The sequence below is a fragment of the Bosea sp. 685 genome (genome assembly GCF_031884435.1).
GTDB lineage: Bacteria > Pseudomonadota > Alphaproteobacteria > Rhizobiales > Beijerinckiaceae > Allobosea.
The window spans coordinates 5,077,252-5,102,904 of sequence record NZ_CP134779.1 but is presented as its reverse complement, the minus strand read 5'-3'; the positions used below and the strand labels follow the sequence as shown (position 1 = coordinate 5,102,904).

Here is a 25,653-nt window from a genome sequence, read left to right as displayed (position 1 = left end):
GACGCGGTCATGGGGAGCTCGCTCAATACGCCGAGGCGTTGTCGACGTGGAAATGGTAGAGGGTGCGGGCGGAGCCATAGAGCTTGAACTCGTCCGGCGAGACGTCGTCGCTGAGGCCCGCGCGCGCGATGACGCCTGCCAGCGCCGTGCGGTCGGCGGCCTCCATCGGCTTCTCCACGCAATCGGCACCGAGGCTCCTGACCGCGCCGCGCACGAAGAGCCTGGCCTCGTAGATGGAATCGCCCAGCGCCTCGCCGGCATCGCCGAGCACGACGAGATTGCCTTCTTGCGCCATGAAGGCGCTCATCGGGCCGATCGAGCCCTTCACGACGATGTCGATGCCCTTCATCGAGATGCCGCAGCGGGCCGATGCATCACCCTCGATGACGAGAAGGCCGCCGCGGCCTGTGGCGCCGGCCGCCTGGCTGGCGTCGCCCTTGATGCGGATTTCGCCCGACATCATGTTCTCGCCGACGCCGACCCCGGCATTGCCGGAGACGACGATCGTCGCTTCCTTGTTCATGCCGCCGCAATAGTAGCCGACATGCCCCTCGATCTCGACGATCACCGGCGCGTCGAGCCCGACCGCCAGAGCGTGCTTGCCGCCGGGATTCCTGATCGTCCAATGCGTCTCATTGGTGTTTTGGGGCAGCTTGTGCAGATCCGCGTTCAGCGAGCGCAGCGGAACCGTTGCGAGGTCGACGACAGGCATCAGGCGCGCTCCCAGGCGTAGACCTTGGCTGGCTCAGGCTCGAAGATATGGGCGCTTTCGATGCCGGGCAGGCCGGCAAGCGCACGGTATTCCGAGCCGAATGCGACATAGTCCTTGGTCTCCGCCATCACCGCCGGCTTGCAGGAGACGGGGTCGCGCAGCACGGCAAAGCCGTTCTCGGTGCCGACCACGAAGGTGTAGAAGCCGTCCAGCGCCTTGAGGCTGTCCTCCAGCGCCATGCGCAGCGAAGCACCCTCGCGCATGCGCCAGGTCAGGTAGCCGGCGGCGACCTCGCTGTCGTTCTCGGTCTCGAAGGACAGGCCCTCGCGCTTCAGCTCGCGCCGCACCGAATTGTGGTTGGAGAGCGAGCCGTTATGGACGAGGCACTGGTCCCGTCCGGTCGAGAAGGGATGGGCGCCGTTCGTGGTCACGGCGGATTCTGTTGCCATGCGGGTATGGCCGATGCCGTGCGTGCCGGACATGCCGGAGAGGCCGAACTGCTCCGCGACCTGGATGGGAAGCCCGACCTCCTTGAAGATCTCCATGCGCTTGCCGGCGCCGACGACGCGCAGGCCGGCGGCAGTCGCGAAGGCACGCGCCTTCTCCTCGTCGGCGCGGCGCACCGAGACGATGAGGTGGTTGGAGCGGGTGGTCCGCTCCGTGGGATAGCCGAGATGGGCGTTGAGCTCGGCGGCGGCGCGCTCCAAGGCAGCAGGGTCGGAATGGCTGAGCGTCAGCTTGACGAGGTCGGCCTTGTCCGCGCCGTAGATGGCGAAGCCCGCGCTGTCGGGCCCGCGATCGCTCATCGTCTCGAGCATGCCGGAGAGGAGCCGGCCCAGATCTTGCTCAAGCTCCGGAGTCTTGATGAATAAGCCGACGATCCCGCACATGTGACCCTCCCGTCATGGAGAGTGTCCTAGCATAGGCGCTTATCCTGTCAAGAAACAAAAGTTCTCATCAGGAAACTTAAAGCGCCTGGCGCGGATAGACGATGATCGACAGATAGGTCATCGGCAATTGCACGAACTCCTCCGGCCCGTGCAGCGCGCCCGAGTCGAACAAGAGCGCATCGCCCGGCTTCAAGCGATAGCGTCCCTCGGCGTGCCGATAAACCACCTCGCCGCTGAGCATGTAGATGAATTCGACCCCGGCATGCTGGAAGCCGGTGAAGGGCGAAGCATCCTCGCGCAGGGTGATGAGATAGGGTTCGACCACCACATCGCCGCCAAGCGCATGGCCCAGAAGCTCATAGACATGCCCGGCCTTGGTGCCGCGCCGCTCGATGTTGACCCCCTTGCCGGCCGGCACATAGGAGCAGTCGCTCTTCTCCTCGAAGGCGGCAAAGAGCGTGCTGATCGGCACGTTGACGCTGGCGGCGATGGCCGCGATCGTACCGAGCGAGGGCGAGATCTGCCCGTTCTCGATCTTCGACAGCATGCCGGCCGAAATCCCGGCAGCCGTCGCGAGATCGGCGACCGACAGATCATGCGAACGCCGGATCGCGCGGATCTGACGGCCAAGCGCGATTTCCAGTGTTTTGCGTGTCTCCCCCGGCGCTCCCGAGCCGGTCGAACTGTCCTGGACGCTCAACGACAGCACCATCCCTTGCCAACCGCGCATCGTCGCGCTCGCCTGCAGACAGCAGGATCGATCGGGGCGAGTCAACCGCCGCCGGCGCGAGGGAAACGTGCCGCGAGACCGGCTTTCGCCGATGGCGGAGCGTCGGGCGGGAGCGGCTTGCATCGGGAAGGGGATGCTGTTCGTCATCTAAAAAAAACCGGAACCCGGCCATCCCAGGCATTCCGGTAAAGCTCGATGATTTCGTCGGTGTCGGGGATGCGCGGATTGTTCTGCGGCGTCCCGGAGCTGAGGGCTTGGCGCGCCATCTCCGGCAGCAGCGCCTGGTAGCGCTCCCCGCCGATGCCGAAGTTTTGCGGCGTCGGAACCTTGAGCCGTGCGTTCAGGCCGATGAAACCTTGGACGAGCGTGCGGCCGGCATGCGCGTCGCTGTCCCCCGCCGTCGCCCAGCCGAGCGCCCGCGCCGCGGCCGCGTATTGCCGCGGTGCCGCCGACAAGGAATAGGCGGTGACGAGCGGCAGCAGCATGGCGTTCGACAGGCCGTGCGGGACATGGAAGAAGGCGCCGATCGGGCGGCTGAGGCCATGGATCAGCGCCGTCGATGTGTTGGAGACGGCAAGCCCCGCATGGGTCGCTCCGAGCATCATGGCCTCGCGGGCGGCGCGGTTTCCCGGCTCGCTCGCGGCCGTTTCGAGATGGGCGCCGATCAATGCCAGCGCCGAGAATGCGAGCGCATCGGCATGGGCGTTGCGGTTGCGGTTTATGATCGCTTCCAGGGCATGCGTCAGCGCATCGAGCCCCGTGTCGACCGTGACGCGGAACGGGCAAGTCAGGGTCAACTCGAAATCGACGATCGCGGCGGCCGGCAAGGCGGCCGTTCCCAGGATCAGCATCTTCTCCTGGCGCTGCGTGTCGGTGATTACGCAGGCCCGCGTCACCTCGCTGCCCGTTCCCGCCGTCGTCGGAACCGCGATGAAGGGCATCACGCTCAGGTCGACGATGCGCGGAACTTTCAGGGCGTGGACCGCTTCCCCGGTGCTGGCGACGATGGTGGCGGCCTTGCCCGTGTCGATGGCGCTGCCGCCGCCGAAGCCGATGACGCTGTCCCGCTCGCGGCTGCGTATCCGCTCCACGGCGAGAGCGACCGTGGCGTCGGTGGGATCCTCGATGACCTCCGCGAAGATATCGAGCTCGATTCCGGCTGCGCGCATGGCGGCGATCGCGGGCTCGGCCAGTCCGAGCTTGAGGACGCCGGGGTCGATGACGAGCAGAGGCCGCGAGACGCCGAGGCGCCCCAGCAGCGCGGGAAGCTGCGCGATCGACCCGCCGCCGATGATGAGTTCGCGAGGGGTGAGGATGCGGTTGATCATCTGCGCCTCGCCATCCCGCCGACAGGGATACTCAATGGGGAAGAATGCTCAGTGGGGAAGGATCTTCGACAGGAACTGTTTCGCGCGCTCGCTTGCGGGGGCAGCGAAGAATTGTTCCGTGTCGCTGTTCTCGACGATCTCGCCGCGATCCATGAAGACGACCCTGTCGGCGACCTTGCGGGCGAACCCCATTTCATGGGTGACGACCATCATCGTCATGCCCTCCTGGGCGAGCCCGACCATGACGTCGAGGACCTCGTTGATCATTTCCGGATCAAGCGCGGAGGTCGGCTCGTCGAACAGCATCGCGATCGGGTCCATGGCGAGCGCGCGCGCAATCGCAACGCGCTGCTGCTGCCCGCCCGAGAGCTGGATCGGGTATTTCCGCGCATGCTCCGTCAGCCCGACCCGTTCGAGCAAAGAGAGCGCCTTCTCCCTGGCCTCGGAGGGGGAGCGTCCGAGCACCTTCTCCTGCCCGATGCAGAGGTTCTCCATCACCGTCATATGCGGGAACAGCTCGAAATGCTGGAAGACCATGCCCACCCGCGCTCGCAGCTTGGGCATGTCGGTGCCGGGGTCGGTCGCCTTCACGCCGTCGATCAGGATGTCGCCATCCCTGACGCTCTCCAGCCCGTTGACGCATTTGATCAGGGTCGATTTGCCGGAGCCGGAGGGGCCGCAGACCACGACGACCTCTCCCTTCCCGACAGCCAGGCTGCAGTTCTTCAGGACGTGGAAGCTGTCGCCGTACCATTTGTTGACGGCGCGGACTTCGATCATGGCGTTCGTTTGCTGCATGACTGGGGACCTCATCGCTGCTCGGTCACGGTGGCCTGCACGTCGAAGGCCCGGCCGAGGCGCTTTTCGATCCGGCGCTGGATGAACTCCCAGGCCGTGGTCATCACCAGGTAGTAGAGCGCCGCGACGATGAAGAGCTCGAGCACCAGGAACTTCTCCTGGATCAGCACCTGCGTGCGGCGCAGCAGCTCTTCCATCGAGATGATCGAGGCGATCGAGGTGGTCTTGAGGATGCCGTTCACTGAATTGCCCAAGGGCGGGATGATGATCCGGAAGGCCTGCGGCGCCACGACATAGCGCATCACCTGGAATTCGCGCATGCCGATGGCGCGCGCCGCATTGACCTGCCCGCGCGGAACGGCCGAGATGCCGGCGCGCACGATCTCGGAGAGATAGGCCGCCTCATTGAGGGTCAGGCCGATCAGCGTGGATTCGAGCACGGAGAAGCGGATGCCGAGCTGCGGCAGGCCGGTATAGATGATGATGAGCTGCACCAGGAGCGGCGTGCCGCGCATGATCCAGGTGTAGAAATAGGCTGGAAGGGACAGAACCTTATGCTTCGACATGCGCATCAGCGCGACGAGGAAGCCCAGGATCAACCCGAACACCATCGAGAAGACCGTCAGGCCGAGCGTGATCAGCGCGCCTTCGAGCATGTATTCGTTCGTCAGATATTCGAAGAAGCCGCCCCAGTTCCAGCCTTTCACGCAGATCTCCCGGCAGATGGTCGAAATTTGACATGGGACGCCCGGGCCTGCGCCAGGGCAGAGGGGGCCTCGCGGCGAGGGACTAGCTGTCGCGCCCCAGCACGCGGACGCCGCCCTCGACCTGGCCGACGCCGTAGTCGGACATCAGCTTGGCCAGCGAGCCGTCGGCCTCCATCTCCTTCAGCGCCTGGGCCACCGCATCGGCAATGGCCTTCTGGCCGAAGGAGAGTGAGCCCGGCGTCGGGAACATGCCGCTCAGCGCATGGGTGAACTCGCCGCGCTCCTGATATTGCTTGGCGACGGGGTCGATCGAGACCGCCGCATCGACCTGGCCGGCGCGCAAGGCCTGATAGACCGTGGCGTAGTTGTCGAAGAGATTGATGGTCATCTCGGTGAGCCCGCGCGACTTGAACTCCTTGTTCAGGTCGCGGATCTTGCGCTCGGCATAGCCGCCGAGATCGGTGCTGACCCGCTTGCCGGCGAGGTCGTCGACAGCCGTGATCGGCTTGCCCGCCTGGGTCGGCGTCGAGATGCTGATCGCGAGATTCTCATAAGGGATCATGTAGAGGATCTTCAGGCGCTCGGGCGTGACGAAGAGGCCGGCATTGATCATGTCCCAGCGGCCACCCTGCAGGCCCGGCACCATCGCGGCATATTCCGTGCTGATATAATCCGGCGTCAGGCACAGACGCTTGGCGATCTCGTATCCGAGCTCGACCCGCATGCCCTTCAGCACGCCCTTCTGGTCCGCATAGGCCATCGGCGGCAAGGTGGGGCTGGTAGCCATGACGAAATGCCCGGCCTTGGTCAGGAGATTTCCGGCGATCTTCGGCGTGCAGCCTTGCGCCTGAGCCTGCGCAGCGGGGAGGGCGACCAGCGCCATCAGGCCTGCGAGCCCGATCATGCGGATCGCTTTGCGGGGCTTGCGCTCGCAAGGCACGGCAAATCTCCAGAAGGCCATTTGTCGCTCCATCTTCAAGCTGGTATTCTGTATTATGGCATACCAAATTTGACGCCACAATCTGGTTGCCCAGGGAAAAATCAGGCAGGGCGATGCCCATAAATCAGGCGAGGGAGCGCAGGCGAATGGGCTGTTGTCTTCTGTGTCCTGATCGGGCAACTGTCGTAGAAACAGGAAGAATGACCGATGAATTCGACTGAGCGGCCGATGCTGGTCGATCGTCCGGGGAAGACCCTTCGTGAATTGACTCTAGAAAAGATGCGCGAGGCGATCCTCGACATGCGCTTCAAGCCGGGCGCGCGACTTGTCGAGCGCGATCTGTGCGAGCAACTCGGGGTCAGCCGGACCATCGTCCGCGAGGTTTTGCGCCATCTCGAATCGGAAGGGCTCGTCGCGACGCTTCCCAATCGCGGGCCGATCGTGGCCAAGACCACGCCGGATGAAGCCAAGCAGATCTACGAGATTCGTGGTGTGCTCGAAGGCATCGCGGCCAGGGCCTGCGCGGAAAGCAAGCAGCCCGGCGTCGTCGCTGCGCTCGAAAGCCGGCTTGCGAACATCCGCGCGGCCTATGCCGAGAATGCGATGTCGACGGTCCTCGCCGAGACCACCGAATTCTATCGCCTGTTGTTCGCAGCCTCCGGCAAGGACATCGCCTGGGGCATCGTCAGCTCCATCACCGTGCGCATCAATTATCTGCGCTCGATGACGATCAAGACGACGGGGCGCAATGTCGAGGGGCCCAGGCAGATGCAGAACATCGTCGACGCGATCCGGGCCGGCGACGGTGAGGCGGCCTATAATGCGGCGCTGACGCATGTCCGCAACGCCTCGTCGATCGCCCAGGGTTTGCTCTCGGAGCAAGCGGATACGGTCTGAGGGCGAGGGGAGTCAGATGCTCCCGCGCAGGATCAAGTCGAGGTCGATGGCTTGCTGCGGAGACGCCATGATGCAGCGCGGCCCGCTTTTGATTTCGCGGATCCGTCCACTATAGTGTCACGCATGGTGAAATCTGACGGCATCGATCAGCGCATTGGCGCTCGCATTCGCATTGAACGGGAGGGCAGGGGCTGGTCGCTGTCCGACCTCGCTGAAAAGGCGTCGGTGTCCCGCGCCATGATCTTCAAGGTGGAGCGGGCCGAGAGCAGCCCGACGGCGACCTTGCTCGGCAAGCTCTCCGGAGCCTTCGGCCTGAGCATGTCGACGCTGATGGCGCGGGCGGAGATGCAGCAGGGGCGGCTGCTCCGCAAGGCCGATCAGCCGCTATGGGTCGATCCGCAGACCGGCTATGTGCGCCGCCATGTCTCGCCGCGCTCGGACCTGCCGCTCGACCTGGTGCGCATCGAATTGCCGGCCGGAAAAGACGTGCCGATGCCCGCCTCGGCCTATGCCTTCATGCGCCAGCTGATCTGGGTGCTGGATGGAGCGCTCGTCTTCGTGGAAGGGCAGACGCGGCACGAGATGAAGGAAGGCGATTGCCTCGAACTCGGCCCTCCCAGCGATTGCGTCTTCAAGAACGAGAGCGACCGGACCTGCGTCTATGCCGTCGCGGTGCTGAGCAATTCCTGAAGCTCCGGCGCTCTTCGGGATCAGGGCTCGAGAGAAGGGCGACGGCGCGTGGCGCGCACTTGGCGCGGGTGTTCGCGATGTTTGCCGATCGAGCGCCGAAGCATTTTGTGATCGGGGATTGCTAACCTAACCTTCTCGGTCGGGCTCGTCGCAGCGGCTGCACGCGCCACGAGGGGTAAGTTTATGACGGGTGACACTAAGGTGCAGACGGACAAATTCAAAGCTGCGGCGCGAGAACTCGGATGCGACGACAGCGAAGAACGCTTTGAAGCCGCTCTCGGCAAGATCGTGAAGCACAAGCCGGTCGAGCCGTTGGCGAAGGCTAAACGCGAGGATCGCGAATCCGTGTCGCCAAAAGGTGGTTTGTCTCCTCAAGAAGAGTGACGACCTGCTTGGCCTCATGCTGCGTGGCGTGCAGCGGCATGTTCGCCCAAATGGCGTGCCAGTCAGATAGCATGCGGCGAACCGCGCTTAGTTCGCGGTAGGCAAGCGCGGCGACTATCAGGATAGCGGCAAGCAGCAGTTCCACAATCAGCATCGTCGCGTTCCTTTAGCTCTGACACTCTATCACTGCCCGCAATGGTGCGGAAAGTATATAATCGCCCATTCAAGTGTATTCGCGATGCTGCCGACGCCGGTGAGATCTTTCAGCTGGACGGCTAGGACAGATCTGGCGTGCCCCAGCGCCGAGAATGGCCAAGGCATAGGCGAATCTCCAGATCGTCGCCCTTTCTATCATCCGTCGCGCCGCTCCCGCTCCTCTCTGATCTGGGCATAATGTTCGGAAATGCTCATGCGCGAGGACAGGTTCTTGCCGCCGCATTTCGAGCAACGATAGCGCAGGCAGATATCGGGGATTGGCAGATCGGGCGGCAGATCGTCGATCGGCACCTCAACGAATCTGACGCAGGGATGGCAGATGATTTCCGCCAGCCGCCGACCTTGAGTGCGCTCGCCCCCGACCGTCGCAGGCGGCAACTCTCGACCGACCTTGTCATAGGAGCGGCGGGGATTGCCTCCCATGGCTTGACTCCCTGCTCTCGTATGTTCTCTGTATGTTCTCATTTCCGAGAGCGCAATGATGAAACCAGCCGGGGCGGGGCCGTCCGCCGTTCCACCATCCCTCGACACGACATTGATGCAGTACCCTTGGGTGGTGATCCGGTTCAGTTGCCATTTCTGTGAGCGCGGTGGCACGACGCGGCTTGCGGCCTGCGCAGCGCAATTCGGCAAGCATGCGAGCCTGCTGCGGCTGCTGACGGTCTTCGTTTCGGGTTGCCCTTATGATCCTGCCAACCCGGCGCGGAAACCGCAGAAATACGGCCACCACTGCGGAGCTTATCTGCCCGACATCGGCCGGACATCGCCCCCTGATCTCCCGCCGGCGCTGACCGGCCTGAGCTTGATCGAGGGCGGCAAGGTGGACATGCTGCCGGCCGAGCCGGGGCAGAGGCCGCGCCGGCGGCGTGTTGGTGGTGAGGACGAGTGATGTCGGTTGTGCCGCTTATCCCGCTACGTCGCGTCGATGATCTGATCACGCGCATAGAAGAACTGACGAAGGACGCCGAGCGTCGCGGGTTCGGCACGCTCGCCTATTTCCTCGAGACGGCCCTTACCGAAGCGCGGATCGAGCAGCGGCGGCTGCTGGATGAGAAGGCGGCCCGCAACGCGGACCCGCGCGACCTCTGGACTCCGGAGACGAGACCCGATGTGTAACCTCTACTCGATGACGAAGAGCGTCGACGCGATGCGCAAGCTCTTCGCGAAATTCGACGCGCCGGAGACCAATCTGCCGCCGCTGCCGGGCATCTTCCCGGACTATGAAGCGCCGATCATCCGCAATCACGGGGATGGTGTCGCGGAACTCGTCATGACGCGCTGGGGCATGCCGAGCTCAAAGCTGGCGCTCTTCGAGGCAGCGAGCCGGCGCGCCGATAAGCTGCGGGCCAAGGGCAAGGTGGTCGACTTTGACGCTCTGCTGCCAATGGAGCCCGACAGCGGCACGACGAACGTCCGCAACACCGCCAGCGCCCATTGGAAACGCTGGCTCGGTGTCGACAATCGCTGCCTCGTGCCCTTCTCCAGCTTCAGCGAGTTCAACCGCGACGCTGGCGGCGATATCTGGTTCGCCTTCGACGAGGATCGGCCGCTCGCCTTTTTCGCCGGCATATGGGCGCCGCAATGGACCAGCGTCCGCAAGGTTAGCAAAGGGCTGGAAACGATCGACCTCTTCGCATTCCTAACCGCAACGCCGAACGCTGAGGTCGGGGCCGTGCACCCGAAGGCGATGCCGGTGATCTTGACGACGCCGGAAGAGTGCGAGGCGTGGATGACCATGCCTTGGAACGACGTGAAGGGGCTGCAGCGTCCCCTGCCGGACGGCGCGCTGCAGATCGTTGCGCGCGGTCTCAAGAAGGACGGCGATGCGGCCTAGCCGCGGCAGTGGACGATCATGTGCACATTGGTGGTCGGCGCGATGTTGTAGCGCGGCGGAAGATTGCCTTGCGTCAGCGGCAAAGCGCTCGTCAGCGGCCGGCTGAAGGCGTGGATCGGGGGACCTCGTCCATCCCGACCACGCAGATGTCCCCGATCAGCGCACTGCGGCCCGCGCCGGGCAGATCAAGAACTTCACCGGGATCGACAGCCCCTACGAGCCGCCGGAAACGCCCGACATCCACCTCGATACGGACAGGGGCGCAATCGAGCGCTCGGCGGACCTGATCATCGATTTCCTGAAGAAGGGTCACTACCTCAAACCGGGCTGATGAGACTTTGCACCGGCCGGCGCATGGCGTGTCGCCCGGGTCTCCGAACGATGCTTGCCGCATGATTGGAACGATACGCTCTCAGGCTGGTTAGCCATGACCAGGGTGAAGCTCTCCAGCTTTCCAGAGGATTCCCGCGATCGCTGGTCAGCATGCAGATGCTCTTGCTTCACGCCTGGTCGGACAGCCTGATTGAGGAGACACTGATGCAGCTACCAAATGGTGCCGTTGTCGCGCTGGTCGATGGGAAGCATTTCGAGCTTCATCGCAACAGCGGCGATGAAGCGAGCCCGGTTCTCTCATCGATGGAATCGCCCGATCTCGACGAGAGCAATAAGAGCGGGAGCTCGGGACGCGACTCCAGTTCTGCCAACCCGACCGGCCACCAGATCGATGAAGACGGCCACGCTGCTGCGGCAACCGAATGGCTCAATCAGCAGGTTCTCGGGCACAAGATTGAGAAACTGATCATTGTCGCCTCGCCCAGGACACTGGGGGAAATGCGGCGGCATTACCACAAACAGCTTCACGTCGCTCTCGTGGCAGACCTGTCGAAGGACCTCGTTGGAAAAAGCGGGCAGGAGCTGTTGGCCGCCCTTCAAGCCGCCTGAACCGGTTCATGGCCTCGGCGCGACCTTTCGGTCGCGTCGACGCGCGGGGAGCATTGCCGTTCAATGGCACCTGGCGGAGGGCGCAGGTCCCTCAGAAGCTGGATTCGAGCATCGAGGCCGCTGTCGACCTATTGACCACCCGCCCTGTTGGCGCGGGCATGTAGAGCGTGCAGAAGCACATTGGCGCCCGCCGCCGCGTCGTCGCTCCGGCAATCCTCGAACTCGCTATGCGATATACCGTCCTTGCAGGGCACAAAGATCATCTGCGTGGGACAATAGGGAGCCATCCGGATGGCGTCATGTCCGGCGCGGGAGCGCAGGCGCATGGTGCTGAAGCCCTGCTGCGTCGCAATCTCCTCGACGAGCACGGCGAGAGCTGGATCGAAGTCGATCGCTTCGCGATCAGGCGACGCTTCAACATCGATGCGGATGCCGGTGCGACGCGCTATCGCGGCAGCGGCCTCGCCGATCTCGCGCCGCATCGAAGCCATGCCAGCGCGCTCAGGATGCGTGCCCGAGTAAGTGAACACCACGCGATGAGGAATGTTGATCCGGTTGTTGGGCCAAAGCCTCAACGACGCCACACCAGCCGATCCGACAGGAGCGTTGCGATGGCCAATCGCCTCGATCGCCGTAATCAATTCGGCGGCCGCAGCTAACGGATTGCGTCGTTGGGCCATTGGGGTCGCCTGTGCATGGCTGTTCTCGCCAATGCATGTGATGTCGGCAAAGCAGTTGAATTCGCTGCCGATGACCACGCCGATCCTGTGCCCGGCCTGCTGCAGCCTGTCGCCCTGTTCGATGTGAAGTTCGAAATAGCTGTCGACCCGACGCTGCATGGGCGCATCGCCAAGCTGGCGAATGCGCGTCAGCGCTTCGGCGACGGAGACGCCAGATGGATCCTTCGACGCATGGGCGGCAGCAAGATCCAGCTGTCCGGTGAAGACCGCAGATCCCATCAAGCCCGGAGCGAAGCGCGCGCCCTCCTCGTTGGTCCAGTTGACGACTTCGATTGGATAGCGGGTCTGTATGCCTGCCCGGTTGAGTGTGCGGATGCATTCGAGACCCGCCAAGACGCCCAGCACGCCGTCGAACTTACCGCCTGGCGACTGGGTATCGATGTGACTGCCCACAAAGACCGGCGGCAAGCCAGGCTGAGTGCCCTCGCGCCGCCCGAAAATGTTCCCGATCGGATCAACCGAAACGTTGAGCCCCGCCTGCTGGAACCAGTAGCGCAACAGGCTCCTGGCCGCCGCGTCCGCCTCGGTCAAGGCAAGGCGATCGCACCCCCCATTGGGCAGAGCACCGATCTGGGCAAGCGTCATGACGTCGGACCAGAGGCGTTCCTCGTCAACGGCAAGGTCGGGCAACGGCGTTCTCCAAATCGAGCGGCTTATGGGCACGAGCGGCTCATGGGCATGCGCGGCTCATGGGCAAGATTGACCTGACGCGCGACGCCGCCAGGGCTGATATGTTCGATTCCGTCGAGATGTTCTTCGACACGGTCTGCAGGCACTCGACCATCGGCCATCTCAGCCCGGTCGAGCTCGAAAGGAAGGTTGGATTAGCTTAACTGACCGTCCACGAAGTCGACAGCGTGCAGACGGTCATCACCGAGACCGTGGAAGGGGGGCCAGATCAACCCGACGATGCGCGAGATCGAAGTCGGGCCACTCAAATCGGGCCAGGCCAATGGACGGAAGCCCCGTGGCGTCAAGGGTCTAAGCGATTTCAAGGGAATGGGCTGGTGCTGCGAGAGAGGATTGAACTCTCTGCATCATGCCCGAAACACCCGATTTTATCGGTGTTTTCGTCGTCCGCGTCGAAGTGCGTGTGTACCACCTTTGAGTCCCACTCTAGCCCTCTTTGAAGGATTGAGAAAGGCCGCTTCAAGGATTGCTATTCGGTCCTTGAAGGATTGATGCGGCATTGGTACTGCCTGAATCGTTCACGATGACCCTGAGTCTTTCGCGCGCCAGCCGCCGGGTAATCCCGGCTCCAATGCTGCGTTACGCCCCAGTGACGATTGCGACCTTGTTCGTCTCGGTAATCATTGTTTGTGCCCCTTCGTGCTGGTGTCGGAGCGCGGGCGGCCGGCTGAGATGCAGGCCACCCGCGGCCGACGTCAGTCTTTCGCTCGGTATCAGAGGCCATATTCAACGCGAAGGAGAGGTCGTGCATGTGATCGCGCGCCATCTCTTCGACCTTTCGGCAGAGCTATCGAGCGTTGGCTGCCGGGATTCTGCTTTCCCATTGCCGCATGGGCGAGGCGACGAATTCCACCACGGATCGCCAGCGCCAGACCCGTGCGAGCTGACGAAGGCGCGAAATCTCGTCGACCCCTATGGTCACATCGACGAAATTCGGTCGCGGACGCGGGATTTCCGCTGAACGGAAGACAAGGTGCAAGCGATCAGAGGATCGGCCATTGCCGGGCCACTGCCAGCGGCTCTGCGTAGGATCTCAACTGCGCCTCGAGCCGCGATCATCCGAAATGAATGGTGTCCGCTTGTCGCTCGTCCGGCCCGAGATAAAAGTGATCGTAGGGACCGATATGCTACGCTGCCTGAGACGCACCGACGGACCGTCAGGCAAGCGCTGCACGTCTAGGCTAAGGCCGGTCACCCCGGCGGGCTCCCAAAGCAAACGAAAAACAGGATCGAGATCGCCCGCACTGTCAGCGCCATCGCGGTCCCGCCGGTACCGCTCCCTCAAGGAGACCCGAACGAGTTCTGGTGTTGGGACGATTTCATCTTTCCAGTCGCCGACAGGGCACAGGATAGCTTCGATTCCGAAGAAGTGCTTACGCAAGTGGCTTAGCCGCTTGTGATGCTTGATCTGCCTCGGCGAGCTCCCGGCCGCGTCCAATTTTGCCTCCAGCTCGTTGGCGATGTCGCGGGCAAACGCGAGGTTAATCCCGCGGACGCCCGGCGTCGCTCCTGCGAACTCGGGATCGAGCGTAACGCTCTCGTGGTTGTAGAATATATAGAGCGGAACCAAAGGATTGGGCGTATCGCGAAGGATTCGGAACTGGTAGTCCTTCCCCGTTGGCGGCCAATGAAGCAGCTCATTATAGGCACGATGCTTCATCTTGACCGGTTGTGACCCATTCATCTCGGCGCTCAAACGCTTGGCCTGGATCCTGACGCAAAGACTGCGATTGCTCTCCGCATGCCAGAAGTGCAGATCGAGATCGCCGCCCGTGTCGAGCTCGACGGGGTATTGAATCACGAGGTTAGGTCCGGCGAATGCTGCGAGCGCTCCCGTGAAAAGGTCGGTCATCGTCTCTTCCCGGAAACGTCCTCTTTTGAGATGGCGTTCCCGATCCAGAAGCACGCCGATCAGACGCGGCAATTTCGGCGCGAGGTCACACATTGTCGCCGACACGATCGCTTCCCCGTTTGACGTCGATGAAATATCGACGGGAAGGATCACGAGTTGCATGGCGGCTTGCTGCCGTCGAGCCGGACAGGCCCAGATCGGGAAGCGGGCCGCGGCGGTGACGGAGACGAGAAGGGCTACGGCATGAAGATGGCATCCACTCAGTTTGACCTGTTCGATGATGCGCCCGGCTATCGGCAGACACCGCGACCTGTGCAGCGAAAGCGGAAGACGGAAGCGACGCCCGCTCCGCCCGGCTGGAATGATGAGGAGGCCGCACAGCGGCTGGAGCAGAGCGACCGCATTAAGATTCTGCGCAAGCTTGTGCCGCGTTCGATCATCCCTCGGGCCGAGAGCGTGTTTCCGAACCTCGCGGTCCTGGTCGACAAGGAGACCGCTGTCCTGAACCACGCAAAAGACGAGATCATCGAAATTGGCGCGGTCGCATTCACCTATGTCCAAGCGCCAAACCACCCAAGCCAGTTGTTGATCGCGAACACAGCGGGCTCGTCGGCCGTGCGCCACTTCCGGACATTGGAGCCTTGCCCGGAAGCGGACCTTACCAGACCGGCCAACGGGCCCGCTCCCGATTTGCCCAATCCCCAAGGTCCGCTTCCGGGAACCGCAATGAGCTCTGCAGCCGGCGGCTGAAACTGGCCGCTGGCCCCGTTCTGAAGATCCGGTCCCCCGCCGGGCGGTGGGTACGGGAGCCGAGTGTACGAATTGGCGCGACGCCGCGCCATCTCGACGGCGGCGAGCGTCTCGGTCAGCGAGCCGATCTGGAGCGCGAAATCCTCGCCGCCTGTCAGGGTCGAGATGACGAACCCGGCGGTGGTCGCTTCTGCGCCGACCATGTGATTTGCTGCGCTGTCGATCGCCATCGTTGGCAGCGTGCCGCGATGGAGGCAGTCTAGCGCTTACAGCCAGACGATGGCGGGTCAATCACGGCCTTGAAAGCTTCGATCGCCGGGCCGAGGCTTTCAGCCAGGCGTCTGGCAGCTTCGATCGCCGGCACAGCGCGATCCGCTTCGAAGTTGTCGTAGTCATGAGTGGCCCGGTGTCTGAACCGCCTGGACTCGTCCACATCTCTCGCGACGCTTCCCGATAGGATTGCCGGGCGTTCGTGGCCTTCCACCTCAAGCGATCGGGTCACGCGCTTTATGAGGTCAGCGTGCGAGTTTGCTCCGCTGGGAAGTTCCTCTCCGAGAATTTCCAGGATGCGTTTCAACGCCCCCTCTAGTGAGGTGTGACCTGACTGCATCGCGTGCTGAAGAGCCATTTCGGATTTGTATCCGTTGAGGCCTTCGGCTTCGAACCCGCCTTCGTCGTAAAGACGGGCGGCGTTGCGGAAATGTTTGCAGGCCGACGCTAAGTCGTCTTCGACCTCGACCCACCTGGCATCCGTCATGGCAGGCACAGCCCACTGGCTCGCGCTCGCTGCACGAACGTCTCCTTCGTCGTCGCGACATCGAGGATGTCCGCTGGGATGGCATGCTCCGCGCAAACGTCCTCGACATAGACAACGGCAGCGGCAGCCTTCTCAGGAGGGAAATCGACCAGGACATCGATGTCACTATCGTAACGCATCTCGCCTGACGTCGACGATCCGAAGACGATGTAGCGGCCGCCCTCCCTAAGGGCATATGCACGCAACTTGTCGATGATCCCCGCCGCCGCATTCTTGCGACGAGAGGTCTCGGCCATCTTTCTGCTCTGTAGCGTTGCCACCATCATCTGCGGAATATAGTTCGGTTTCCTGAATCTCGAAACAGCATCCCTACCCGACGCTTGTCATCTCGCCGGACACTATCCGATGGACCTCGATATCGGTGCCTTGAGGATGAGCCGCTCCATCCAGCCAAGCCTCGAAATCCTTGGGCCGAGCCATCGCCGAAAGCCATGAGGCCCCCGTCGGCTGTGCTGATGCGATGAGGGATGCGCTCGCCTTTCGGCCCCGTCCATTCATAGAACGCGCTGGCCGGGATGATGCAGCGGCGCTTGTCCCATGCCGAGCGGAACATTGGGCTGGTCGCAGCGCCTTCGATCCGGGCATTGAACGTTGAACCAAGCCGGCGCCGTATAGCTCTCGTCGTCCACCGCCGCTCTCCGGCACCACCGCCAGCGCTACTGCCAATCAGTACGTCTGCAGGCTGGGTAAATCGTTCAGACCGAGTAACGCGGCCCTCGGTGGAAGGGTACGCCGCATCAAGCCAAGCTAATTTTCCTGACGGGGCAAAACGGAAACGGTGAAGCCCCTGTGTGAAACCGTCCGTACGCCAGCACTAAGCAGTATATGTATCTGATCGAGCACGCCGAATGGATACATTGCGTGTAACGGGCGCTTCATTTCGATCTCAACGTCGAATCCACTGTTCGATGAACGCATTACCTTGACGAGTGTCATTGAATACCAGGCCGCTCATCGAAAGCGAAAGCGCGACACTAACATTTCGTGCGTCATCATCGACAAATAAGATATCTTCCGGAAAACAACCAAGTCGAGAGATCGCAATATCAAATATCTCGCGTCCTGGCTTCCGGCAATACTCCTCCCCAGAGATGATAATTTGATCGATCAACCGTGTTAACCTGGTCAGTGATCGCATACGGGTTCCCCCGCAACACCACATATTGCTCAGTACAGAAACATTTACGCCACGCTTCCGGCATTCATCCAGCAAAACCAGTAATTCGTCGTTAATAATTTGCGACCTCCAGAACATATCCCAAACAAAATCCATAGTTGAACGATCGACGCCGAAATGCCCGCAAAGGCGATCCCACAATTCGCTGTCAGAAATCGCTCCCACTAGCGCGAGCCTGGAGTGGTCGTTTGCGAATAGGGACTCGACCAGAGCTCCATTTTCGATGTTCAACATTGCGCACAATGTAGATTTCGACTCGCTGTCAAAATCAAGAGACAGAACGCCTCCAAAGTCCAAAAGCAATGTTTTCCGATTGGAGCCCATCATACATTTTTCCAAAATACCAAAATGGACAATAATAAAAAAGAAATTCCCGCCAAGATCAGGCAGCGTGAAAGCCCTATCAAATCACCGAGTGCGCCCCAGACCAACCCACCGACGGTTAGAGATGCGAATAAAGTGAGTAAATAAAGAGATATTACCCGACCTCTCCGGTTATCGTCAAGTTCAGATTGGACGTAAAAATTCAGTAAACTAGATGACGCCGCAAATGAGCCTCCTAGGATGGCCGCTAATCCATACTTCAACGGCCACCAATCGGCTATACCAATTACTGCAATGCCGCATGCATAGACAAAGAACAATATGGAGAAAACGCCCGAGGACCCATTAAGCGTTTTCCTAATTCTAACCGAGAAAATTATACCGAGAACTGCGCCGGAGCCGTAGCAGCTATACATGATGCCATAATCCTTTGCCGCCCCGCCCCACTCCTTCATAACGATTATCGGTACAAGTGATGGAAATATACTTCCTATCAAATTCACAATAGCAACAAGGTAAAGTAGATGAGCAAGTTCGTGAGAGGGGTGAAGCAAAGACCAAACAGAAAATCCAAGATCGTCATCACTAACAACCTTAGGAGAAGAGTGGCCAATAAGAAAATAGGCGCGCGAAAAAAGTAAAGAAGACACCAACATCGTTATGGAGACTAGATAGATCGCGATGGTGGTGCCATACAAATTGATCACAAAACCTGCCATAGCTGGAACCGACATTCGCGCCGCTTGAAAGGCGAGCCTATTCAAACCAATAGCGCTCTGGAGATTCGGCCTCTGCACGAGCTCTGGAATGGTGGCGTGCCAGTGTGGCGCCAAAAACGCTTCCGCTGTTCCAAATGCAAAAACCGCAAGAAACAGAGCGGCTAAGGACCCGGCCTGAAACGTCACCGCAAGCGCCAACACGAGTCCGACTATTGCCTGGGAGATCAGACAGGTCGCTACAACCTTCAATTTTCCAGCTGTGCGATCCGCGAACCGCCCGCTTGGAATCAAGAACACTAAGGAAGGGATATTGGCCGCACAAAAGAGGAGGGCAGGGCCCATGGGGCTTTGAGTCTTTTCCGCAACCAGCCACCCGACCGACACAATTTGCATCCATGTCCCAGTGTGCTGAGCCAAAACGGCGGCCAGCGCCCATCTCCAGGGAGGGTCTAATAGCGATGCCCAAAAACCTGCGGTCGGGTGACTTTCAGGTTTCGAGTTCATGGGTCATTTCCGCGGGGCTGAGGTCCTTAAGTTCCTCGTAGAAAGACCTCATGGGATTCGGATGACGGCTCTCAATGTCGAGATATCCCTTTTCTCGAAACCGCATGGAAAGAAAAGCCTTCGAACTCCAGTCTCGGTAAAGAAAATGTTCGATCTCTTCCTTATAGTCGCCTAAAAACGTATCTTTGTTTAAAAAAATAACTTTATATGTGGTGAAAGCTGCAATTTTCCATAGGTCGGCTTTAGGTATTCCAATAAATAAATGCAAACAATTTACAATTTCGCCTAAATTCTGTCTATATAAGGTGTGCAAAAGCTGAGCTCGCACGATTCCTCTATCACATATTGCGGAATCCGATCCATCGACACCTTCGAATTTTATGCCTCTTGCCTCCAAATCAGGTCCAAATATACGCAGGCCCGAGCAGTCCCGTAGCGCCAAACGCGCTAGCTTTCCATGATGGTCGAAAAGAAACCCCGTATTTTGCTGATGCCCTTCCCAGGCGATACCATACTTCATATACATGGTTAAAAGTGAATAAATCAATATATCGACATATCTCTTAAACAATAAAAGGCACCCAGTCTCGGTTTTTCGATCATATGCAAGCGAAATCTCAGCAAATAATGGAGTGCCTGATCCAGGAGATGCTTGGGTGAGGGCAGCCGTAACTACAAAAGTTGCGGCATTATTCACCATGAACGAACCGGGCGCGCGGAAGATCGCAGAAAGGTTCCTATTCCAGTCCGGGATGTGGGTTACGCCCCGCCCGTTCAAATAGACACCCAATTCCTCCGGAAAGAAGTCAATCAGACGCTGCAATGCAAGATCCTTAGAAAGGACCTCTTGGATGATCCCGCTGAGTCTAGGACCGGTTATAGCGCGAGCGTGAGACAAAGAGCGGATTACGCTCGTTGCTTGGACAGATACAGGTAGCTTTATGTAGGGGCGCGAAGTTGCGACAGGCATCATTGTTCGAAAGGACAGGGTCGGTGCGAAGGATTCGGCCGAGCCTGCTCCGATTATAATGTCGCCCTTGGCAATTAGATCTGCAAATAATACAGATATCACGTTGCCAAGTTGCCAAGGATGAACTGGTATCGCATCATAGTTACGGTGGTCAATCCCTCGCTCGGTTAAATCATTCTTCCATCTATTTATCCAAGCCTCATAATTCTCGGACATGTAGTCGACGCAACGTCCGAAAGATTGCAGCGACTCTACGCTAACATATTCCCTCTTAATCGACAATAAAGTAACGGGCAACTCGCTCGAATACTCCGGCGAATACATAGTTGATTCTTCGACGGTAAAACCAACCTTCGTCTTCGGAAATGGATGTATGGGATGGCCTCTGGATCCCCATTGCTCGAAAAAACGAGCCGCCTTCCAGTAATCTGATTGCCCGATTAGGTCCCATAGATTGGTGGAGTTTTTCAACCGAAGCTCAGTTGAAAGTTCATCCGCCCAATCAGAAAAGCGTTTAATCGAATTCGTAAGATTCGCCAAATTATTTCGTGATTCGTTGATGAGTCTCTCTCTTATGGTTGTGTCGACACCAACGAAAAAACCGTCACAAAGCGCGACGATTAAGTCCACCGGATCATCGATTAAGCGTATAGCCCCGCCGCTAAGAAGTCTTATCTGGCAAATTGTCTTATTTGCATCCCGTAGGTCGAGTGTTGCGGTTAATACGCACGCTAGGCCAGGAAGCGCCAATTCGAAAAACCGAACATTATCGCGGCATAAAGAAAATTCAACCCTAAATAACTCCTCATCCGATATGCAGGTTAATATACGACTCAGCGACTCAAGCTTAGCTCGGCGAATATATTCATTATTATCATGCTCAGAATTCATGATAATTACCTTTCGGCGCCGTAAAACGCATTCTCAAGTGAAGCAATCGGTGGTTTATCTAGCATTCCGATTTACACCCGGAACCCAGAGCACGTCCCCCGAGCCCAATTTATTTTCAAACCTTGCCATTACGAATAGAAGATCGGACAGGCGATTGAGGTATTTAACGGTTATCTCGTTAATCTCCTCCACCTTGGAAAGGGCCACCGTGCGGCGCTCTGCGCGTCGGGCAACAGCCCTGGCAATATGCAGATGCGCTGATGCCGCAGCGCCACCCGGCAGGACAAATGAATTCAATGGCGATAAGTTGTGATTGAGTTCATCGATAGCCCCCTCAAGACTCTCGATCTGCTCCTCCACAACACGGAGCCGGGTTTGGCTCTGATCTGGGGGACAGCAAAGATCGGCTCCCACGTCGAAGAGGTCCTGTTGGACGCGATCAAGTAACTCGTCCACTCGGTGCGAACAAGATAGTCTGGCTACCCCGATGCTAGAGTTGACCTCATCCACGGCTCCATATGCCTCCACGCGAAGGTCATCTTTTGACCGGCGAGATCCATCACCGAGGCCAGTGCTGCCACGATCGCCTGTCCTGGTATAGATTTTATTCAATTTTACCATGGTCCCGTCCCAAAATATCCAGAAAGCAGTCACTGCCCCGCGACGGAACGCCGTTTGTAAGATTCCTCCCAAGCATTTGCCAGCCAGCTTTCGTATCCCTCTCCGACTGGCGCGGGCATTACCAAGCAAATCGGGTCCAAAATTCTATTTGTACCTCCATTCAAGCCGCCATGCATCAGAATTATATTGTGACCAAGTACTAAATCATGTTTCTGTGTGCTCACAACATGCTCATAACGCTTGCGAGCCTGTTCCCAGTTAATTCCAAGTCTGGATTCCCACATTTTATCGAACAAATAAAGAACCGGCGTCGATTCGGTTGACTCCCGCGAATTTGATGTAATCGTAGATAAGTCGGGAAATAAATTAACTTCTCGATCGCTAAATACATAATGAGAATGATGAATATTTACGAGAAGATAAATCAGTTCCTTAGAACCCAAAATAGAACTTAGTTGGACGTATCCGCCGCCATGTTCCCGTAGCACCGACAAAGAATGTAACAAATTGCTTCCTAAATGCGCGGCCAGCTCAGTTATTGAACTGGGCGCGCGCCCTTTTTCTACATGGAATTGATCCGCAAGAATCTCAGTTAAGTCGTAGTAAGGGGTAAGGCTCTCTCTATCTCCGACTTCCTGAACTAAGAAGCCCTGGTATAATTTGTGGTTTCGTGTCGTACTTACCTCCGCCACTTGGCTTGTTCGATCTGAGACCTGCCACGATTCGACGTGGCGTTTGCTCGGTGTGAGGAATGAACAGTTACCGCCGTCATGATGTGGTAGGAGAGTGCGATATTGAGCCCCAGATTGAACTGCCGAGATTTGGGGCTTGTCCACCTCGACTGATAGCTCAGTTAAGGCCCACTTCTCAGCTAACTCACGCGCCGCGATCGTTGCAATCGTCACCGCCGCCTCTTTGGCCTCATCGGATGTTGCTACCCAAGGACCGAGGCGAACATTTACACCGTGCGGTAGCGTATCCATTGCCTTGACGATCCGTCTTGCTAACGATCTCACCTCATCGTTGTCGTGTTGGCAGCGAAGGCCGTCAAACTCACTCTTCTTGAGGGTTACCAAAGATTCTCGTGCAATGTTCATGGTGCTGACCTCTTGAGCTGTAGCTTAAGATCCGTCGTGAGCTCGATCAATCGATCCAGATATCGTCTCGCGAGAACCTCATCTGGCGCTTCGGAGAGAAAAACGATACACAACATACTCACGGTATAGAGCCTGTATATTATCTCGCATGTATGTGAACAAGATTGGTAGTGACCATAACCGCGAAAGAAATCATCGCCAAACTCATTGCTTTCAATCACCCGGAATATCTCGATCAACGGGCTTCCAATGAGTGCGTTCGACCAATCAATCACTCCCTTGACGGAGCTTTTTAGACAAAGGATATTATCAGATCTATAGTCTAGGTGAAGAAGTGAGTCGTTTCTGTATGGAGATTTTTGAGAGTCAAACAATGTTTGGTATGATGGCAGATTAATCGTGAGGCCCGAAAGGCGAGAAATTGCGGTGCACCGCTTGACTATCAGTTTAGCTATCGTGAGTTCGGTACATTCTTCCACACAACATACCGTACGATACGGGAGGTCAAATTTAGCGTTATGCAATCTACGAAGAATTGCGCCGCACTCATGGCCGTTTGGCGCGCTTTTGTCGGTCTCGACATAAGACATGAGTAAAAACAATAAACCGTCGCGCCCAACGTGAAGATAGTACGGCTCCGGAGTTGGGATACCAGCGGAACGAACCGCATCGTAGATTTTCACCTCCTGCTTCAGAAGATCCTCTGAACTCAGGTACTCGTCATTATCATTGGTTATTATACGAGACAGCGGCACTTTTACTACAACGGGGCCGAAATCTGGATGCACGGCTCGGTAAGCGATTGAGTCGAGCCCCTGGCCTACGGCTACAAATTCGGGCCGCCAGCTAGTGTATTTGTCTTCAAGAATCGCCGTGATCGCGCCCAAATGCATGTCAGATCGTCTCACACGAGGCCGGAGCAAGCATCAAGTACTCGTACAAGAATCTCGCGGCTAACTCAGCGGTTCTTCCGGATCTGTCCAACGATGGATTGACTTCGACTATGTCTAGAGCCTTCACGGGATAATGGCGTATCACGTCGGCCGTGGAAATGAATTCACTGGCCGAAATTCCACCTATAGTGACGTTTCCTGTCCCTGGGGCCGTTGAGCAGTCACACACATCAATGTCCACGGAAATATAGACACCACCTGGGCTGGCGCTACAAACCTTATCAAGTGTCTCGCGAAGGCAGGTTTCATAGGATCTAGATTTTACGTCGCGTATTGTGGAAACTGTATATCCACCGTCTATCAAGCTCCGAAACTGCTGAAGGGACGTCATGTCGCCTTGCCCAACGAAGCCCATGTTTTTTGGGCTCATAAAGGGAAGTTCCGCAATGCGTCGCGCGTTCGAGCCGTGATAGTATCTTCCGTGCAGGGAAGATAAATCACCAAAATCGAAGTGATGATCAATTTGAACATAACCGAGATTTGGCTGCCCGCGAGCAAAAAGCGCTTTATTGACTCCCGCAAACGATGGATAAGAGACGGTATGCTCGCCTCCCAGCATCACCATTTGCTGCGCCGCGGCGGCAACGATGGCCGTCTCTTCGATAGAGCAATCAATTTGCCGTGCCGGATCAGTCGGATAAACATGCAGGTCGCCAAAATCGACGATATTTCTAGATATAGGAGATAAACATACTCCGGTTCTCAGGTTGAGTAGCTCCATTCTACCACGGCTATTCATTTGAGCCGAATATCGAGCGCTCGCCGCCCGTATTGCGTTTGGGCCGTGCCGCGCTCCGATATGCGTGGACGCCGTCGAGTCGAACGCGATTGAACAGACACCCACGTCGATGCTGCCGCCATTTGAACTAAACCCGGCTGGAGGCACATTAAAGAGGGTACCTTTTGACAGGCACCATGGAGGCAATGGGTCGCTGGACATGCTATCCACAGTGAGCTTCCCCGCTGAATGAGCTGTCACGCTCTTGAAGTCTTCTGGCAACATTCGTCGAGCACGTTGAAATTAGCTCTGTGAATTGATTCCAGGCGGCTTGCCTAGTTTGCTTATAAGGATTAAAGACAACAATCTTATCTTCTCGCCAATTCTTAAATTCCCAGTCAATAATTCTGTCTTTTAGTTGTGAGAAAATGGGCGTCATGGGGTAGGGAACGAAGTTATAAATATTGTACATTGACGTCATCCCTGCGACGTCATTCAAGAATTCGATGGTTCTGCTATGACTTTCCGGCGTTGATGCAGGAAGCCCACCTAGGACATTTAGCACAACCGACATTCCGCGTTTGGTGAGAAGCTCGATTGTTTGCCGGTATTTTTCCGTGCTGTTTGATTTTTTCATCCCTCTCAGTAGATCTGAATCCGCTGTCTCGAATCCCATTTCTACCATTACGACGCCAAGCTCTGACATCTTATCAATAAGCTTATCAGTTATAATTTGGACGTGACTTTGGACTATATATTTATATCTATTTCCTTTCGATTTGGCTTTAATTAGATTATCGACAGCCTCACTGGATTGGCCGAATGTCTTATCGCCGACGTATATTATTTGCGCCGCTGGAAATGTGTTTTCTATACTGCTAAATTCGGCTTTCAAATCATCAATCTGAACCACGTGTAACTGCTTTGACCAAGCATCTCCACAGAACGTGCAGCCATAGAGGCAGCCGTGACTGGCATTAATTCTTACCATTGGCACCCGCGCTGCATACCCGTTGAGAAATCTGTAGTTTGGTCTATACCCAAGCGGCGTTTGATTTCTGCCGAGGACAACTGGTGTTGTAACTGTCGTCTTTTCGCCGGCTACCAATTCATCATGGATATTACCTCTCGCGAGACCGTGGTAGACGGTCGAGAAATCTCCCGGCCTAGCGAGGCGACTCATATTCCCGCCCACCACTGTGCGCAGTCCGCATTTTTGAAGAGTTGCCGAGACGCCCCGCGCAAGATCAAAGTTTTGAGCGAGCGGGGAGAAGAAGGCGACGTAGTCTGAGGATTTCAGGGTGTCCCGGACCAAGGATGAGCATATTTCAACATCGAACGGGCTCGTGCTTAGGTCAACGAAGGTTGTATCTTCTCTTCCGATTGCACCATCTAGATGCGCCACCCACAAGGGCGCTTCCCATAAATCATTTTCGTTTATCGAGTAGGTTGGGAGTATGCTCTTGAGCATACGTCCATACAATTTATAGTAATTAGTTAAGTCCGGATCAGGATCGCTTTGAGACGGAAATGGTAATTGAATCAGAGCGATTTTCATAATAGTTCCTCATTACAGGGAGGGGCACTATATATCTTTCTATTTGGCGGATAATTCTGCCGTACCGTAGGGATATACCGATTTAAGGCGTCGCTCACCAAATGCTAAGCGCGATCAGATGCAACTGTCAATACGCCCTTCTCGGACTAGGTTGCATCGTCGAGCCTCGCAAAATCTGCGTGATTGGGCGCTCTAGAGGGCCGT

32 protein-coding genes are annotated in these 25,653 nt (G+C 57.9%); 11 read left to right on the top strand and 21 right to left on the bottom strand.

Going from position 1 to position 25,653, the window contains the following annotated elements; translation table 11 throughout:
- Positions 1-22 precede the first annotated feature (22 nt).
- The 7 genes from RMR04_RS25030 to RMR04_RS25000 form a co-directional block, all read right to left on the bottom strand.
- Positions 23-712 (bottom strand): GltB/FmdC/FwdC-like GXGXG domain-containing protein, encoded by a 690-nt coding sequence (locus tag RMR04_RS25030; RefSeq protein ID WP_311911182.1) that lies wholly within the window; start codon positions 710-712, stop codon positions 23-25.
- Positions 712-1,602, bottom strand: a complete 891-nt coding sequence (locus tag RMR04_RS25025; RefSeq protein WP_311911181.1) for a class II glutamine amidotransferase — start codon at positions 1,600-1,602, stop codon at positions 712-714. Before RMR04_RS25025 ends, RMR04_RS25030 begins: the two co-directional genes overlap by 1 nt.
- Before the next feature lie 76 nt (positions 1,603-1,678).
- Positions 1,679-2,332: a helix-turn-helix domain-containing protein gene (locus RMR04_RS25020; RefSeq protein WP_311911180.1), complete on the bottom strand. Its 654-nt coding sequence runs from the start codon at positions 2,330-2,332 to the stop codon at positions 1,679-1,681.
- Positions 2,333-2,475: 143 nt separating this feature from the next.
- The gene (locus tag RMR04_RS25015; protein WP_311911179.1) at positions 2,476-3,660 is read right to left on the bottom strand and encodes an iron-containing alcohol dehydrogenase; all 1,185 of its coding nucleotides are present in this window, start codon (positions 3,658-3,660) and stop codon (positions 2,476-2,478) included.
- Between the two features lie 48 nt (positions 3,661-3,708).
- On the bottom strand, positions 3,709-4,440 hold the full coding sequence (locus RMR04_RS25010; protein WP_311915936.1) for an amino acid ABC transporter ATP-binding protein: 732 nt from the start codon (positions 4,438-4,440) through the stop codon (positions 3,709-3,711).
- Positions 4,441-4,469: 29 nt separating this feature from the next.
- Positions 4,470-5,165 carry an amino acid ABC transporter permease gene (locus tag RMR04_RS25005; RefSeq protein WP_311911178.1) on the bottom strand — a complete coding sequence of 232 codons (696 nt, stop codon included), beginning with the start codon at positions 5,163-5,165 and terminating at the stop codon, positions 4,470-4,472.
- 82 nt (positions 5,166-5,247) lie between these two features.
- Entirely contained in the window at positions 5,248-6,069 is an 822-nt protein-coding gene (locus RMR04_RS25000) for an ABC transporter substrate-binding protein (protein WP_410492286.1), read from the bottom strand.
- Positions 6,070-6,312: 243 nt separating this feature from the next.
- Here RMR04_RS25000 and RMR04_RS24995 point away from each other — a divergent pair, with 243 nt between their 5' ends.
- The 3 genes from RMR04_RS24995 to RMR04_RS24985 all read left to right on the top strand — a co-directional run bounded on the left by RMR04_RS24995 (position 6,313) and on the right by RMR04_RS24985 (position 8,076).
- Entirely contained in the window at positions 6,313-7,002 is a 690-nt protein-coding gene (locus RMR04_RS24995; protein WP_311911176.1) for a GntR family transcriptional regulator, read from the top strand.
- A 123-nt stretch (positions 7,003-7,125) separates the two neighbouring features.
- Positions 7,126-7,692: a helix-turn-helix domain-containing protein gene (locus RMR04_RS24990; protein WP_311911175.1), complete on the top strand. Its 567-nt coding sequence runs from the start codon at positions 7,126-7,128 to the stop codon at positions 7,690-7,692.
- A 183-nt stretch (positions 7,693-7,875) separates the two neighbouring features.
- On the top strand, positions 7,876-8,076 hold the full coding sequence (locus RMR04_RS24985; RefSeq protein ID WP_311911174.1) for a hypothetical protein: 201 nt from the start codon (positions 7,876-7,878) through the stop codon (positions 8,074-8,076).
- A 351-nt stretch (positions 8,077-8,427) separates the two neighbouring features.
- On the opposite strand, the gene RMR04_RS24980 is transcribed toward RMR04_RS24985, so the two are convergent.
- Positions 8,428-8,715, bottom strand: coding sequence for a hypothetical protein (locus RMR04_RS24980; protein WP_311911173.1), 288 nt, complete (start codon positions 8,713-8,715; stop codon positions 8,428-8,430).
- Between the two features lie 55 nt (positions 8,716-8,770).
- Here RMR04_RS24980 and RMR04_RS24975 point away from each other — a divergent pair, with 55 nt between their 5' ends.
- From RMR04_RS24975 to RMR04_RS24955, 5 genes are all read left to right on the top strand, one after another.
- Positions 8,771-9,181, top strand: a complete 411-nt coding sequence (locus RMR04_RS24975; protein WP_311911172.1) for a hypothetical protein — start codon at positions 8,771-8,773, stop codon at positions 9,179-9,181.
- The gene (locus RMR04_RS24970; RefSeq protein ID WP_311911171.1) at positions 9,181-9,408 is read left to right on the top strand and encodes a hypothetical protein; all 228 of its coding nucleotides are present in this window, start codon (positions 9,181-9,183) and stop codon (positions 9,406-9,408) included. Before RMR04_RS24975 ends, RMR04_RS24970 begins: the two co-directional genes overlap by 1 nt.
- Entirely contained in the window at positions 9,401-10,126 is a 726-nt protein-coding gene (locus RMR04_RS24965) for an SOS response-associated peptidase (protein ID WP_311911170.1), read from the top strand. The genes RMR04_RS24970 and RMR04_RS24965 overlap by 8 nt, the downstream gene beginning before the upstream one ends.
- A 184-nt stretch (positions 10,127-10,310) precedes the next feature.
- Positions 10,311-10,457 (top strand): adenylyl-sulfate kinase, encoded by a 147-nt coding sequence (locus RMR04_RS24960; RefSeq protein ID WP_311915935.1) that lies wholly within the window; start codon positions 10,311-10,313, stop codon positions 10,455-10,457.
- Between the two features lie 152 nt (positions 10,458-10,609).
- On the top strand, positions 10,610-11,068 hold the full coding sequence (locus tag RMR04_RS24955) for a baeRF12 domain-containing protein (protein WP_311911169.1): 459 nt from the start codon (positions 10,610-10,612) through the stop codon (positions 11,066-11,068).
- A gap of 128 nt (positions 11,069-11,196) precedes the next feature.
- Here the strand turns inward: RMR04_RS24955 and RMR04_RS24950 are convergent, their stop codons facing one another.
- Positions 11,197-12,438 (bottom strand): allantoate amidohydrolase, encoded by a 1,242-nt coding sequence (locus tag RMR04_RS24950; protein WP_311911168.1) that lies wholly within the window; start codon positions 12,436-12,438, stop codon positions 11,197-11,199.
- Between the two features lie 59 nt (positions 12,439-12,497).
- On the opposite strand from RMR04_RS24950, the gene RMR04_RS24945 reads away from it, so the two are divergent.
- Positions 12,498-12,641: a hypothetical protein gene (locus RMR04_RS24945; RefSeq protein WP_311911167.1), complete on the top strand. Its 144-nt coding sequence runs from the start codon at positions 12,498-12,500 to the stop codon at positions 12,639-12,641.
- A gap of 890 nt (positions 12,642-13,531) precedes the next feature.
- On the opposite strand, the gene RMR04_RS24940 is transcribed toward RMR04_RS24945, so the two are convergent.
- Entirely contained in the window at positions 13,532-14,512 is a 981-nt protein-coding gene (locus RMR04_RS24940; protein WP_311911166.1) for a DUF6615 family protein, read from the bottom strand.
- Between the two features lie 81 nt (positions 14,513-14,593).
- Here RMR04_RS24940 and RMR04_RS24935 point away from each other — a divergent pair, with 81 nt between their 5' ends.
- The gene (locus RMR04_RS24935) at positions 14,594-15,100 is read left to right on the top strand and encodes a hypothetical protein (RefSeq protein WP_311911165.1); all 507 of its coding nucleotides are present in this window, start codon (positions 14,594-14,596) and stop codon (positions 15,098-15,100) included.
- Between the two features lie 63 nt (positions 15,101-15,163).
- The gene (locus RMR04_RS24930; protein ID WP_311911164.1) at positions 15,164-15,307 is read left to right on the top strand and encodes a hypothetical protein; all 144 of its coding nucleotides are present in this window, start codon (positions 15,164-15,166) and stop codon (positions 15,305-15,307) included.
- Between the two features lie 52 nt (positions 15,308-15,359).
- On the opposite strand, the gene RMR04_RS24925 is transcribed toward RMR04_RS24930, so the two are convergent.
- From RMR04_RS24925 to RMR04_RS24875, 11 genes are all read right to left on the bottom strand, one after another.
- The gene (locus RMR04_RS24925) at positions 15,360-15,857 is read right to left on the bottom strand and encodes a ribonuclease toxin HepT-like protein (protein ID WP_311911163.1); all 498 of its coding nucleotides are present in this window, start codon (positions 15,855-15,857) and stop codon (positions 15,360-15,362) included.
- Positions 15,854-16,153 carry a nucleotidyltransferase domain-containing protein gene (locus RMR04_RS24920; protein ID WP_311911162.1) on the bottom strand — a complete coding sequence of 100 codons (300 nt, stop codon included), beginning with the start codon at positions 16,151-16,153 and terminating at the stop codon, positions 15,854-15,856. Before RMR04_RS24920 ends, RMR04_RS24925 begins: the two co-directional genes overlap by 4 nt.
- Before the next feature lie 26 nt (positions 16,154-16,179).
- Complete coding sequence (locus RMR04_RS24915; protein WP_410492285.1) at positions 16,180-16,530, bottom strand: SOS response-associated peptidase family protein; 351 nt, start codon at positions 16,528-16,530, stop codon at positions 16,180-16,182.
- A 273-nt stretch (positions 16,531-16,803) separates the two neighbouring features.
- Positions 16,804-17,421 (bottom strand): HAD family hydrolase, encoded by a 618-nt coding sequence (locus RMR04_RS24910; RefSeq protein WP_311911161.1) that lies wholly within the window; start codon positions 17,419-17,421, stop codon positions 16,804-16,806.
- On the bottom strand, positions 17,418-18,641 hold the full coding sequence (locus tag RMR04_RS24905; protein ID WP_311911160.1) for an MFS transporter: 1,224 nt from the start codon (positions 18,639-18,641) through the stop codon (positions 17,418-17,420). Before RMR04_RS24905 ends, RMR04_RS24910 begins: the two co-directional genes overlap by 4 nt.
- The gene (locus RMR04_RS24900; protein ID WP_311911159.1) at positions 18,625-20,502 is read right to left on the bottom strand and encodes an IucA/IucC family protein; all 1,878 of its coding nucleotides are present in this window, start codon (positions 20,500-20,502) and stop codon (positions 18,625-18,627) included. The genes RMR04_RS24905 and RMR04_RS24900 overlap by 17 nt, the downstream gene beginning before the upstream one ends.
- Positions 20,503-20,556: 54 nt before the next feature.
- A complete protein-coding gene (locus RMR04_RS24895) occupies positions 20,557-21,123 on the bottom strand; it encodes a cob(I)yrinic acid a,c-diamide adenosyltransferase (protein WP_311911158.1) in 567 nt (188 codons plus the stop codon).
- A 29-nt stretch (positions 21,124-21,152) separates the two neighbouring features.
- A complete protein-coding gene (locus RMR04_RS24890) occupies positions 21,153-22,220 on the bottom strand; it encodes a hypothetical protein (protein WP_311911157.1) in 1,068 nt (355 codons plus the stop codon).
- Complete coding sequence (locus tag RMR04_RS24885; protein WP_311911156.1) at positions 22,217-23,113, bottom strand: phosphotransferase family protein; 897 nt, start codon at positions 23,111-23,113, stop codon at positions 22,217-22,219. The genes RMR04_RS24890 and RMR04_RS24885 overlap by 4 nt, the downstream gene beginning before the upstream one ends.
- A 1-nt stretch (position 23,114) precedes the next feature.
- Positions 23,115-24,113, bottom strand: coding sequence for an arginase family protein (locus RMR04_RS24880; RefSeq protein ID WP_311911155.1), 999 nt, complete (start codon positions 24,111-24,113; stop codon positions 23,115-23,117).
- Between the two features lies 1 nt (position 24,114).
- A complete protein-coding gene (locus tag RMR04_RS24875; RefSeq protein WP_311911154.1) occupies positions 24,115-25,449 on the bottom strand; it encodes a B12-binding domain-containing radical SAM protein in 1,335 nt (444 codons plus the stop codon).
- Positions 25,450-25,653 lie beyond the last annotated feature (204 nt).